The organism is Pasteurella dagmatis (genome assembly GCF_900186835.1).
Taxonomy (GTDB): domain Bacteria; phylum Pseudomonadota; class Gammaproteobacteria; order Enterobacterales; family Pasteurellaceae; genus Pasteurella; species Pasteurella dagmatis.
Genome location: NZ_LT906448.1, coordinates 2,033,033 through 2,047,428, shown reverse-complemented (window position 1 = coordinate 2,047,428; position 14,396 = coordinate 2,033,033). Strand labels below are relative to the sequence as shown.

Here is a 14,396-nt window from a genome sequence, read left to right as displayed (position 1 = left end):
TATCCCCCTCCTTTTGGGAGAGGGATAAAATGACTACTTAATTACTTCACTGTCCAACCTTTATAATCTTTGATGTTATCACGTGTAATAAGGTGTACAGGAATCAACACTGGATCTTTTGGCGCTGGTTTGCCTTGTAAAATGTCATAACCAATTTTCACTGCTTCAGCAGCCATTACTTGAGGATCCTGTGCTGGTGTACCACGGAATAAGCTATCTGATAATTTCAATGCTTCTTCACCATCTGGCGATCCATCCACACCCATAATGAAAAATTCACTACGTTGTGCTTGTTTTGCCGCTAAATCAGCGCCGATTGCTGTTGGATCATTGATTGCAAAGACAGCATCAATTTTCGGATGGGCAATTAATAATGATGTCATCACTTCTAATCCCCCCTCACGGCTACCTTTTGCATTTTGGTTGTGTGATAACACTTTGATATCACTATGTTTCGCAAACACATCTTGACAGCCTTGAACACGGTCTTGTACTGCTGATACTGGTGGTCCATTGATGATCACAACGTTACCTTTGCCATTTAATTTTTCGACAATAGTTTGACACGCAATTTCACCTGCTTGGTAGTTATTTGAGGTCACAGTGGCATCTGCACCATCTGCAGCCACATCCACCGCAACAACAACAATCCCCGCTTTACGTGCACGTTCTACCGCAGGTCCGATTCCTTTAGAGTCCGCTGCATTGAGAATAATCATATCTGTTTTAGCCGCAATGAAGTTATCAATTTGGGCAACTTGCTGACCTAAGTCATAACCACTTGATACCGAAACCACATTAACTTTATCGCCTGCTAATTCTTTCGCTTTTAACTCTGCCCCTTTCGCAATCTGTACGAAGAATGGGTTAGCTAGATCACCAACTGTTACACCAATTGACTTCAGTTCTTTCGCTTGAGCGAAAGGTGCAATAGCTAACATTAAAGATACTGCTAAAGTTTTTAATTTCATTACAATTTCTCCTATGAAGTGGATAATTAAGCTGAACGAGTACGGTACTTATCGATTAATACTGCAACGATGATTACCCCACCTTTAATAACGAGTTGCCAGAAATAAGACACGCCCATTAACGTCATACCGTTATTTAAAGTAGCAATAATCAAGGCTCCAATGAGTGTACCAGTAATGGTACCAATACCTCCCACGAAACTTGTGCCACCCAAAATAACAGCAGCAATCGCATCAAGTTCATAACCAACGCCAAGATTACCGTTAGCACTATATAAACGAGATGCGCTCATTACGCCACCGAGACCGGATAATAAACCGCTAGCAGCGTAAACAAAGATTAAAACTAAAGAGACTTTGATGCCTGTTAAACGGGCTGCTTGTAAGTTGCCCCCTACTGCATAAATATGTGTACCAAGTGTAGTACGACGTAAAATGAACCAACATACAGCAATCACGGCAAAAGCGATGATGACTAACCAAGGCACCGAACCAAGATAACCATTTCCAATCCAACTGAATGAGATTTTTGAATTGATTACTGTTGTACCATCTGCAACTAAATAAGCTGCTCCACGCAATGCTGTGTAAGTTCCCAATGTTACAATGAATGGTGGTAAACCGGCATAAGCAACTAATAAACCATTGAAGACCCCCATGCCTAAGCCTGCTAACAGAGCTAATGGCACAGCAAATTCGGCTAAAGCGGGGTTAAGTGAACTCACAAGACCAATCACTGCAGTTACTCCAAGAATCGAGCCAACAGAAAGATCGATCCCTCCGGTTAAAATCACAAAAGTCATCCCTGCTGCTAATACAATATTAATTGATGCTTGACGCGTGATATTCATCATGTTCGCTTCGGTCATAAAGTTTGGTGCGACAAAAGAAAACACAATCACAATTAAAATTAAAATCGGTAAAATCCCCATTGCTTGCATGGCATCAGCAATTGCGAGTTTTTTAAAACCTGCTTTGGCTGGTTGTGCAGTTCCCATATTTACATCTCCTCAATATATTTAATTTTATTCGTTATTTCATTCAGTTAAGCAGCACCACAAGCAAATGCCATGATTTGCTCTTGATTAATCTCATCACCGCTCAATTCACCAACAGTATAACCCTCTCGCATCACATAGACTCGATCACTCATACCTACGATTTCAGGTAATTCACTGGAGATCATTAAAATAGCAACACCTTTCTTAGCCATTTCAATCATCATGCGATAAATCTCACTTTTTGCACCAACATCTACGCCACGTGTCGGCTCATCCATAATAAACAGTTTCGGTTGAATAGCTGCCCAGCGAGAAAGCAACACTTTTTGTTGATTACCACCAGATAAACCACTGACATTCACATTTGCACTTGGCACACGCATTTTTAAGCCTTCAATCGCCTCTTGCGTAGCTTGTTTACCTTTTGCTTGATCAATCACTAGCATAGTCGCATCACGCTCAATAGTTGCCATCGTGACATTTTTTAGAATATTTAAATCAAGGAATAATCCCTCTTCTTTACGGTTCTCTGGTAATAGTGCAACATGATGTGCTATCGCATCACGTGGAGAATTAAAACTAATCTCACCACCACTTAAATATATTTTTCCTTTAGTTGCCTGCTTCACCCCAAATAACAAATGCGCTAATTCAGAACGCCCTGCCCCAACTAAACCAGACAAGCCAATAATTTCACCCGCTCTGACGACTAACGAAGCATCTTGCACTTTATTGCCATCTGATAAGTTTTCTACACGTAGCACCTCTTCACCAACAGGCACTTTTTCTTTATTAAATAAATCTGTCAGTGGGCGACCTACCATCATTTGCACTAAAGTAGCAGAGTCTAAATTCTCACGTGTTAATGAGCCTACATACTTACCATCACGTAGTACACTCACACGATCAGCAAGTTCATAAATTTCTGCCATGCGATGACTGATATAAATAATCGCCATGCCTTCATCACGTAACTTTTTAACTAACTCAAATAAACGTTCTGTTTCACGTGAAGAAAGTGCCGCAGTTGGCTCATCCATCACTAAAATACGACTATTACGATGCAATGCACGCGCGATTTCCACTTGCTGTTGTTCAGCGATGGTTAAAGATGAGACTTTTTGAGTAGCTAAAAACTGGGCACCTAAACGATCTAAAACTTTTTGTGACTCTTCTGCCATGGTTTTGCGATCTAAACCAAACAGATTTTTGATTTCACGGCCAAGAAAAATATTTTCAGCAACAGTCAAATTGGGGGAAAGATGAATTTCTTGATAAATTAGAGTAATGCCTGCTTTAATGGCATCTGTAGGTGAGGAAATGGAAAAACTCTCGCCATCAATCAGAATTTCACCTGCTGAGGCAGTATAAGCACCCGCGAGAATTTTCATTAAAGTACTTTTACCAGCCCCATTCTCCCCCATGAGTGCATGAATTTCGCCACGATAAATAGATAAATCCACATCTTGTAAGGCATAAAAAGTCCCAAATCTCTTCGCGATACCTTTCATTTCTAATAAAGGATGAACTGGCGAGCTGTTATTTACTTGTGCCATTATCATAGATCCCTATTAAATTAAACATATTTCCATTTAATCATAGGAATATGAATAGAAAATGTTTAATCTCATTCATAATTGTCATAATTCTTTGTTTTTTCCAATTTTGAGAAAGAGATCACGAAATATCATTAATAATGGTATGCTTTTCCATAGATAAATCGATGTGCTTTACCTGATATCAGGTATATCAATATTATTTACTATTAGTTTAAAGATAATCAATAATAAATATATTTATTCTCTAGAATGAAAATATATAATACACAACGTTTTTGGTAAAAAATTAATTTTAAGGAAAGAAAATGAAAACTATCTATCATTCAGCAAATAGTCGTGGTGACGCAAATCATGGTTGGTTAAAAAGCAAACATACTTTTAGCTTTGGTCACTATTATGATCCTAGCCGTATTAATTTCGGTGCATTAAGAGTTATCAATGATGACTTCGTTGAAGGGGGTATGGGATTTGGCACTCACCCACATAATAATATGGAAATTATTTCAATTCCATTAAGTGGTGATTTAGCACATAAAGATAGCATGGGAAATGGTAGTATTATTCGTAATGGTGACATTCAAGTAATGTCTGCGGGAACAGGGATTACACACAGTGAAATGAACCCTAATGCAGATATCCCAGTAAAATTTTTACAAATTTGGGTTATCCCGAATAAGCGTAATGTTGAACCTCGCTATCAACAAATTACAATTGCTGATAACGCAAAACCAAATGATTTCCAACAAATTCTATCACCAAATCCAGATGATGATGGTGTTTGGATTCATCAAGATGCTTGGTTCTCACTAGCAAAATTTGATCAAGGTATATCTAAAAATTATGCACTAAATAAAGCAGGTAATGGCGTATATGCTTTTGTTATCAAAGGACAAGCGAATGTCGCAGGTGTTGCTCTCAATGAAAGAGATGGCTTAGGTATCTGGGATACTGATAATCTAGACATTATTGCTTCAAGTGATGCAGAAGTGTTACTCATGGAAGTACCAATGGAAGTATAATCTCGCAAATATATGAAAAAACCTGAGCACTGCCTCAGGTTTTTTTATTCTATAACGTAATTCCTCCTTAGGCTTTGACATCATACGGAAGTATTATCAACTCCCGATTGGTATAAAATGCTATTCGCATTGGATTATAAAATAAATATTCTTAGCGCCTAAAATAGACATCACTCTGCTTTAATCTTATCTTTGTCTTTTCTTAATACAAAAAAACACTATTCAATTCATATTTATCATTTTTTTTCTGTCATTTATGCTTAAAATAATAGCAACCTAATTCAAGTGCGGTCTAAAAAATGAAAAATTGGAAAACATCTTTTTTTACCAAGCCTTATAGCGTACGTTTTCGATTAATGCTATTTTTGATCACCGCTATTTTTTTGATTATTGTAATCAGTATGACCGCAATTATTGGTTTAAATAGCACCTATCATTCCCTTTCTAACTTACGCGATAGTTCGCTTAACCAAATGTTTTCATCTATGACATTAGGTGTAAAAACAGCACAGATCTCAACATACGCTAAGCGCCTGACACAAACGACACGAGCCTTAGAATATCAAGAGGAATCTAAGACGCTTGCACTACACGCAGAACAGCTCCAAACACTTTTAGTACAAGCTAAACAATCTACTTCAAAACAAGATCAAGCCTTTACAAAAATTATCTACCACATTGATTCATTAGGAAAAAGCGTACAAGAATTATTATTGCAAACACATCAACGTCACCTACTACAAACCAATATTATTAGCGAGCTAAATCAAGGATTGCTTTATATTCAGCATATCAAAAGATTGGAAAAACGCACCACACCTTCTGATTCTTTTCCGAGTGAATTTATGTTGCAACTAGCACGAGTAGAAAAATTGATGGAAGATGCCACCAAAAACAGCTTTTCCACTAGCGTATTTTTGAGTATTCAATCAAATTTTCTTTTTTTCCCTGCAATTGATACATTCAATGATATCGATACCGAATTTACTAAATTGAAAGAATTATTCCCCGAAATACTCCAACATGTCGAATCGCTTTCTAAAATAAACCTACGTATTCAATTTTTAACTTTTCAAATTGATGCACTAGTCCAACAAATTACTCAGCAATATACCCAACTTGCTAAAGAAAAAGTAGATAGTGTTGATGTCGACTCTAAGCAAATTCAACAACATTTATCTACACTTTCTTTATCTATTTTGTTGTTTTCATTATTTACAATCTTATTAATTATTGTTTTAGGGAAATATATTTATTCTTTGATTGGTAAGCGACTTTATTCCATTACAGACGCATTAAAACGACTATCACAAGGCGATAAAAATGTCACAGTGCCACAGCAACAAACTCAAGATGAAATTGGTGATTTAGCAAGGACATTTGATATATTCCATCAAAATGTGATTACTCTGGAGCAAACAGACTCATTATTGAAAGAAAAAAGTGAGTTGCTGGAACAAACTTTTTTAGCAATGCGTGACGGTCTAGCGATATTTGATAACAAACTTAATTTAGTATCATATAACACACAATTTATCACGCTGTTACAAGATTTCTTTGCTGAACAGAAAAAACCGACTATCCATTCCCTTGTGGAACATTTCAATGCACAACATGCAACTATTGTTGGAAGTGAACAACCCATTGATTTAGCTTTACTAAAAAAAATTCGCCAAACGCAAGATTTCCTTGAAATTGAATACAAGCATCAAATTCTAGAATGGCGTGTTAGTCCATTGAAAGATGGATTAGTCACATTTTTAATCGACCGTACACAACGCAAAAAACTAGAAAATGAAATTGTACATAGTCAAAAGATGCGTGCGATTGGTCATTTAACGGGTGGGATTGCACACGATTTTAATAACTTTTTAGCCGTCATTATTGGTAATTTGGATTTAATTGATCAAACAGCTTTAGATGATCGCCAAGCCAAACGCTTACAGCGTGCACTCAAAGCAGCAGAGAATAGTGCAACCCTAACTCAACGTTTATTAGCCTATGCAAGAAAACAACCTCTTCACCCAACAGCTATAGATATCAATCAATTAGTTTTGGAATTCAATGATTTAATCAAACATACCATTCCACCAACGATCAACGTACAGCTAGATTTAGACGAAAATTTACCTCCTGTATATATTGATAGAAACCAGCTCGAAACGGCTTTAGTCAATTTAATTGTTAATGCGAAAGATGCTCTCAATAATGAAGGTCATATCATTATTCAAACGACCCAACTTAATGTGCAACGGACACACTACCAAGAACATATGGTGCAATTATCAATTATTGATGACGGTTGTGGCATGGATGAACAAACACAAAAACGTGTCTTTGAGCCATTTTTTACCACTAAACAAAATGGTCGTGGTAGTGGGTTAGGTTTGTCGATGGTCTATGGGTTTATCCGACAATCTAAAGGGCGAGTTAAAATTGATTCACAACTAAATCAAGGCACTGCCATTCATTTACAACTTCCAATCGCCAAATTGATAGCGCCAGAAGATACTGAGATTCTACAAGATAACAAGCTTAATGAAATCCAATATCAAATCCTTGTTGTTGAAGATAAAGCAAGTTTACGTGAAACTTTAGCGGAACAATTGCTCAAAATGGGCTTCCAACCTATTTTGACAGAATCTGGAGAACAAGCGATTGGATTACTCTCGCACGGATTAGAAGTTGATTATCTCTTATCTGACATTATGCTAGCAGGTAAATTGACCGGAGTTGATGTTGCAAAATGGGTAGAAAGCCAGTTACCACAAGTAAAAATCTTGTTGATGACAGGGCATACAGAACAAGTTGAAAAAGCAGAACAATTCCCTATATTAATTAAACCGTTTAAACAAGTTGAATTGCAACGAAAATTGCGTTCATTGTAAAACTCATCAAAAAAATCCACCTCAAAGAGATGGATTTTTTAATATATGGAAAAACAATTAGCCTTTTTTCCAACCTTGCATATAAAGCATTTCTAACGCAATAGTAGCACCAGCTAATGCAGTGATGTCTGATTGATCATACGCTGGAGAAACTTCCACTAGGTCCATACCCACAATATTTACATCTTTTAATGAGCGTAAAATTTTAAGCGCTTTGTCAGTTGTTAAACCACCACACACAGGTGTACCTGTACCAGGTGCGTAAGCTGGGTCTAAGCAATCAATATCGAAAGTTAAATAAACAGGTAGATCACCCACCACCTCTTTAATTTTAGCAGTGATTTGTTCTACGCTGTCATCGTTGACTTGTGGCGCTGAAAGCACTGTGAAAGGTAAAGTGCGGTCAAATTCAGTACGAATACCAATTTGAACTGAATGTGCAGCATCAATTAAACCTTCTTTTGGTGCGTGGTAGAACATTGTGCCGTGGTCAAAGTTGCTACCATTTTCATAGGTATCAGTGTGTGCATCAAAGTGAATCATCGCTAACTTACCGAAATGTTTTGCATGTGCACGCAATAATGGCAAGGTAATGAAGTGATCACCGCCGAATGTTAAGCAACGTTTACCGGCTTTTAAAAGAGCAGTAGTGTGCGCTTCAAGTTCTTCAACAAAGTTTTGATTATCACCAAATGAATAGACTAAATCGCCACAATCAACAATATTTAAACGCTCACGCACATCGAAATCCCAAGGGAAACGGCAATGTTCCCATGCAAGATTAACAGAGGCACGGCGAATCGCCTCTGCACCAAAACGGGTACCTGAACGTCCTGATACTGAAGCATCAAAGGGCACGCCTGTGATCACCCATTCTGCATCACTTTCCGTTGGGTTGAAATTAACAGGCAAACGTAAAAAACCAAAATTGTTCGACACTAAAGAAATATCTTCTTTGTTATTTAAAGTGTTGTACATAGTTATTCCTATTACATACAAGTGCGGTCATTTTTTCCAAAATTTAGACCGCACTTTTTCTCGACTACTCTTCTTCCAAGTAAGTATAACCGTTTAAACCAATCTCGAGCTCTTTCAAGAAATGAATCGCTTCCGAGGCAGGTAAATTGGAATGTTCAATTTGTTCACGATAACCGTCTAACAGTTTTTTGGGATCAAGATAAACATACTCCAACATATCTGCCACTGTGTTGCCCTCATCATAATCAACAATACGCACTTTATCTTTGCCTTCCACTAGAACATCCACCGTACTAGTGTCACCAAATAAGTTATGCATATTGCCAAGAATTTCTTGATAAGCCCCTACCATAAAGAAACCTAAAAGTGGCGGGTTATCTTCTTCATAATATGGCATTGGCATCGTTGTTGTAATACCATCACCGTCAATGTAGTGATCAATCGTGCCATCAGAGTCGCACGTAATATCAAGCAAGACAGCACGACGACTGACTGGCTGATTTAAATTTGAAATCGGACAAACTGGGAATAATTGATCGATGCCCCACGCATCAGGTAATGATTGGAACAATGAAAAGTTTACATACAATTTATCGGCAAAGCGTTCTTGTAGCTCATCAATAATAGTGCGATGTGAACGATGTTTTTCATTAAATAACTGCCCCACTTCGTGGCAAATATTGAGATAAAGTTGCTCTGCCCAAGCTCGTTGCTCTAGATTTAAAATGCCCACATTGTACTGATTATGCACATCGGATAGATCAAACTGGCTTTCATGGATCCAGCTACGTAATGAACGTTTTTCACGTGAAGATTGAATATCCGCCCAGGTTTCCCACATACTGTGTAACACGCTTGGAGCATCTTTTTCAGGTGCACTTAATGGCTCAGGTTTATAACGCTCAATACCAATCACATTAGACACTAATACTGCGTGATGTGCGGTTACGCCACGTCCCGATTCAGTAATAATGGTTGGGTGCGGTAATCCACTTTCACGGCACGCCTGCCCAATTCCCCATACCACAGTGTCAGCATATTCGTTCAAACCATAGTTTACTGAACAATCTGATTGCGTCCGATTACCTTCGTAATCCACACCAAGTCCACCACCCACGTCAAAACATTGAATGTTGACACCTAATTTATGTAATTCCACATAAAAACGTGCACTTTCACGCACTCCAGTTGCCACATCGCGAATGTTGCCAAGCTGTGAGCCTAAATGGAAATGTAAAAGCTGCAAACAATCTAAACAATCATGTTCTTTAAGCATATTTACAAGGGATAACACTTGCGATGCTGATAAGCCAAATTTAGACTTTTCCCCGCCTGAAGATTGCCATTTACCTGAACCTTGCGAAGCTAAACGTGCTCGTACACCTAAACGTGGTTTCACATTCAATTTAGCTGCTTCTTCAAGCACTAACTGAATTTCAGAAAGCTTTTCAATCACCAAATAGACTTTGTGGCCAAGTTTCTCACCCATTAACGCAAAACGGATGTATTCACGATCTTTATAACCATTACATACGATCACCGTTTGTGTCACGCCTGCGTGAGCTAACACCGCCATCAACTCAGCCTTTGAGCCAGCTTCTAAGCCAAGTGTTTGACCAGAATTAATCAATGACTCAATCACACGGCGATGTTGGTTTACTTTGATTGGATAAACCAAAAAGTAATTGCCTTCATAACCGAAGTTTTCGCGAGCTTGTTGAAAGGCTTGATTAATTGAGCATAAGCGATGTTGAATAATTTGCGGGAAGCAGAACAATGTTGGCAGGTGAGCACCTTGTTCTTTTTGTGCTTTCTCAGCCAATTTTGCTAAAGAAACACGATTTTGCGGCTGTTCTGGATTAGGACAAACGAAAATATCACCATTTTCATCAACGTTGTAATAACGCATTCCCCAGTAATTGATGTTACATACTTCACGCACAGTATTTTCTGTGAAAATTGGTGAAGTCGTCTCTTGAGAGTCTAAAGTAACCTGTTCCAATGTCTTAGTTTACCTCTTAAAACGGGTCAAAAATTCAAGCGAAAAATACGCCATACTCTGTATTTTCTGTACTGTGGAGTGATAGAAAATAACTTTCAAAGCATAAAACAAATACTTTGGAATAACTAGTATTTTCTTGTATTTCTCACAAAAATCTGGCATAAAAAAATGGTAAGTCCATTATGAACTCACCATTTTCTATCTATTTTGAAACTAACGATATTTATCTAAAAAGCGATAATAATTAGTACCAATAAATAATGCTGCTTTTTGCAATAATTTACCACCATGGACTGTGGGTACTTTTAATTTTTCAAACACACGCAAACGCTCATCATTCCCTAAAATAGCTTCGGCAACAATACGCCCTGCTAACCCCGTTAATGCAACGCCATGGCCTGAATAACCTTGTGCAAAATAAATATTCGGTGCAATACGTCCAAAATGTGGGTTGGAATTTAATGTCATATCAATCGGCCCCCCCCAACCATACTCAATTTTTACATCTTCTAATTGAGGAAAAACGTGTAACATATTGCAGCGCATTACTGTTTTCATATTAAGTTCAGGACTAGAGTCACTACCAAATAACAAACGATTATCTGCACTTAAACGATAATAATCCAAGAAATAATTGTTATCGCATACTGACATACGATTACTGATCAAACTGTTTGCCACTTCATCGCTAAGTGGTTCAGTGGCAATAATAAAACTTTCTACAGGTAAGATTTTGCGTGCAATACCATGATGTAATGTTTTCGGTAAAGCACGAACATAGGCATTAGTTGCCAAGACCACATTTTTTGCCAATACTGAGCTTTTATCGGTTTTCACTTTCACTTTAGATTTACCAATGCGTAAATCCATCACCGGTGAATGTTCATAAATCTCAACACCTAAATCCAAGCACGCTTTCGCTAGCCCTAAGCAATAATTCAGTGGGTGTAAATGCCCAGAGTTTGGATCAAATAATGCCCCTTGGTAAATTTGGCTTCCCAACGTTTTTTCAAGCTTGGCTTTATCCCACAGCTCCATACTTTGATAACCAAAATATTCACGGCAGGATTGTTCAATCGTGACTAAATCATCAAAACGGCGGTGGTTTAATGCGAGTGTTGCATAACCCTTTTTCCAATCGCATTGAATACCATATTTAGTAATACGCTCATCAATAATATCCAGAGCTTCCAAAGACATCTGCCATAATTTATTTGCAGTTTCAAAACCCACTGCATCAATATAATCACTAATATCTTCTTCGAAACCGTTAATCGCTTGTCCACCATTACGTCCGGAAGCACCAAAGCCAACTCTAGCGCCCTCTAACACAATCACTTTTTTCCCTTGCTCTGCAAGTTCTAAGGCTGTGGATAGCCCAAAAAATCCGGCACCAACAACGCAAACATCCGCAGATTGGCGGTGTTCTAAAGGTGGAAGTGTGAAATGAATATTACGAGTGTCTGAATAATATGATTTAATATGCTCTTGATGAGAAAATTTCAGCATAAAATGGCTCTTTGTTGAAAACTTCGGGCAGTTTACTCTCACCAGAAAATATGTCAATTTAATTCAATCAGTTTCTAAAGTTTGCTATACTCAATGTCGTCTTTTCAGACACCAAATGTTATTGTGGATTAGCTAATGAAATCCATTTATTTTTCACCGCACTTTATCGTCTTTATGACGCAGAGGACTATGAATTGAAAAAACTGTTTACTAATGTGCTCAAATCTCTTGCCTTAACTTCTCTCCTTTTCGTAACCCAATCTGCATTCGCTTCAAAAAAATTATATGTGTATAACTGGACAGATTATATTCCTTCAACTGTGATTGCAGATTTCACCAAAGAAACTGGTATTGAAGTGATTTATTCAACCTTTGAAAGCAATGAAGAAATGTATGCAAAATTAAAGCTACTTTCTAAAAACAATGGATACGACCTCGTATTTCCATCAAGCTATTACATCGATAAAATGGCAAAAGAAGGGATGCTCGCACCATTAGATCATAGTAAATTAAGCAATTTTCATCAAATTCCACGCCATTTACTCAATAAAGAATTTGACCCAAATAACCAATATTCATTGCCATATATCTATGGTTTAACAGGTATCGGGATCAACGCTGATGACATCGATCCAAAACAAGTCACCAGCTGGGCAGATTTATGGAAACCAGAATATAAAGGCAAAGTATTACTTACCAGTGACGCACGTGAAGTGTTCCACTTAGCACTTTTACTTAACGGAAAATCACCAAACACCACGCAAGAAAACGAGATTAAAGACGCGTACAACAAATTGGTTGAATTAATGCCAAATGTACTTGTATTTAACTCAGACTCACCTGAAGTGCCTTATGTACAAGGAGAAGTATCTCTTGGAATGATTTGGAATGGCTCTGCTTATTTAGCGACAAAAGAAAACCCAAGTATTCAATTTATTTATCCAAAAGAAGGCGCAATTTTCTGGATGGACAACTACGCCATCCCAAAAAGTGCGAAAAACATTGAAGGTGCTTATAAATTTATCGACTTCTTATTGCGCCCTGAAAATGCAAAAATAGTTATCGAAAGAATGGGCTTCTCAATGCCAAATGAAGGTGTTAAGAAATTATTATCGCCCGAACTTGTCAGCAATCCAATATTATTTCCACCTGCTGAAGAGGTGGAAAAAGGGATAATGCAGGGTGATGTTGGTAAAGCTATTGATATATACGAAAAATATTGGAGCAAACTAAAAACTAACTAGTTGATAACAGAATCAAGAATAAGTGCGGTCAAAATTTTAAGAAATTTGACCGCACTTTTTTTATAGTGAAATATTTAACTAAATCCCTTTAATAATGAGTCAAAAATATAACTCTCTGTACTTGAGTAAGTATTTTTCTTTAATCGGCATAAGGTCACAATCCAAGGAATAGGATCTTTAATTCGACGACAAACAAAATCATTTGATGGATATTGTTCTGCAATTGGTAAAGGTAAAATTGTTAATAAATCTTTATTGATTTTTGCTGAGTTTAATAAAAAATCCCACGAACTGGATTCTAAAATCACATTAGGATACACATTATGTAATTCAAAGGCAGAGGTTAATTGGTGGTAAATAAAAAAGGTTTTATCAAAAATAGCCAATTTTTCATTATGTAAATCTTTCCATTCTAGTTTTTCTTTTTGAGTGAGGTGGTGATTTGGAGAAAGAAATACAGCTAATTCTGAATGTACAAGTTCAACAGAGTCGATAATATTTTTAGAAATATGTTCTGGATATAATAATGCAGCAAAATCAATATTACCTAATAATAATTCATTTCTTAGTACATAAGCACCTTGTTCTTTTATTGTAAAATTAATATCAGGATTATTTAAAATAAGATTTGGCATTATTTCAGAAAATACAACAGATAACACTAAAGGTGGAATTCCAATTGTTACATTACCCGTTATTTGTTTTGTGACTTTATGCAAATTTTTATTCATCTCATTATATTTTTGAATCAACTCTTTTGCATCGTTATAATAATTCTCTCCAGCATAAGTTAAGCCAATAATTTTTCCTTTCGAACGTTTAAACAGTTGTACCGCCTCTCGTTGCTCAAAATCGCTAATCATCATACTTAAAGCAGGTTGCGAGATATAAAGATTTTGTGACGTGCGACTTAAGTTGAAATCATTATCTACAATCGAAATAAAATAGCGTAGATGTCTAATATCCATGAGAGCCTCCTGACTGTTTTTCTGTCTCACAGCATAAAAGTATTTTCTCTCCTAGTCAAACAATCCATAAAATTAATTTATATATAATTCAAAAAACAGTATTTCCTCTACAAAATATTTCTTGCTATCTTTTAGATAAATAAATTATACCCATTTACAAAAATTTAACTTTTTTAACAATAAAATGAATATATTAGCAATTGGTTATAAATAATTAGATTTATATTCATTAAAGTAATTAAACATTATTACTTATA

Annotated in this window: 10 protein-coding genes; 3 read left to right on the top strand and 7 right to left on the bottom strand. The window is 36.8% G+C overall.

Features of this window, described 5'->3' with window-relative positions; all coding sequences use genetic code 11:
• Positions 1–41: 41 nt before the first annotated feature.
• From CKV78_RS09350 to CKV78_RS09340, 3 genes are read right to left on the bottom strand one after another with little or no spacing between them, the layout of a single operon-like run.
• Positions 42–971, bottom strand: a complete 930-nt coding sequence (locus tag CKV78_RS09350; protein ID WP_005764252.1) for an ABC transporter substrate-binding protein — start codon at positions 969–971, stop codon at positions 42–44.
• Positions 972–997: 26 nt separating this feature from the next.
• Positions 998–1,969, bottom strand: coding sequence for an ABC transporter permease subunit (locus CKV78_RS09345; RefSeq protein ID WP_005764254.1), 972 nt, complete (start codon positions 1,967–1,969; stop codon positions 998–1,000).
• Between the two features lie 47 nt (positions 1,970–2,016).
• Entirely contained in the window at positions 2,017–3,528 is a 1,512-nt protein-coding gene (locus CKV78_RS09340) for a sugar ABC transporter ATP-binding protein (protein ID WP_032855562.1), read from the bottom strand.
• A 308-nt stretch (positions 3,529–3,836) separates the two neighbouring features.
• On the opposite strand from CKV78_RS09340, the gene CKV78_RS09335 reads away from it, so the two are divergent.
• Together CKV78_RS09335 and CKV78_RS09330 are read left to right on the top strand one after the other, a co-directional pair.
• Positions 3,837–4,550 (top strand): pirin family protein, encoded by a 714-nt coding sequence (locus CKV78_RS09335; RefSeq protein ID WP_005764258.1) that lies wholly within the window; start codon positions 3,837–3,839, stop codon positions 4,548–4,550.
• 299 nt (positions 4,551–4,849) lie between these two features.
• On the top strand, positions 4,850–7,438 hold the full coding sequence (locus CKV78_RS09330) for an ATP-binding protein (protein WP_032855564.1): 2,589 nt from the start codon (positions 4,850–4,852) through the stop codon (positions 7,436–7,438).
• 57 nt (positions 7,439–7,495) lie between these two features.
• On the opposite strand, the gene speB is transcribed toward CKV78_RS09330, so the two are convergent.
• From speB to CKV78_RS09315, 3 genes are all read right to left on the bottom strand, one after another.
• Entirely contained in the window at positions 7,496–8,416 is a 921-nt protein-coding gene (speB, locus tag CKV78_RS09325; protein ID WP_005764265.1) for an agmatinase, read from the bottom strand.
• Between the two features lie 64 nt (positions 8,417–8,480).
• A complete protein-coding gene (speA, locus tag CKV78_RS09320; protein ID WP_032855566.1) occupies positions 8,481–10,418 on the bottom strand; it encodes a biosynthetic arginine decarboxylase in 1,938 nt (645 codons plus the stop codon).
• Positions 10,419–10,631: 213 nt separating this feature from the next.
• Positions 10,632–11,927: an NAD(P)/FAD-dependent oxidoreductase gene (locus CKV78_RS09315; RefSeq protein WP_005764269.1), complete on the bottom strand. Its 1,296-nt coding sequence runs from the start codon at positions 11,925–11,927 to the stop codon at positions 10,632–10,634.
• Positions 11,928–12,121: 194 nt separating this feature from the next.
• On the opposite strand from CKV78_RS09315, the gene CKV78_RS09310 reads away from it, so the two are divergent.
• Complete coding sequence (locus tag CKV78_RS09310) at positions 12,122–13,171, top strand: extracellular solute-binding protein (protein WP_032855568.1); 1,050 nt, start codon at positions 12,122–12,124, stop codon at positions 13,169–13,171.
• Between the two features lie 74 nt (positions 13,172–13,245).
• On the opposite strand, the gene CKV78_RS09305 is transcribed toward CKV78_RS09310, so the two are convergent.
• A complete protein-coding gene (locus CKV78_RS09305) occupies positions 13,246–14,139 on the bottom strand; it encodes a LysR family transcriptional regulator (RefSeq protein WP_032855569.1) in 894 nt (297 codons plus the stop codon).
• Positions 14,140–14,396: the final 257 nt, after the last annotated feature.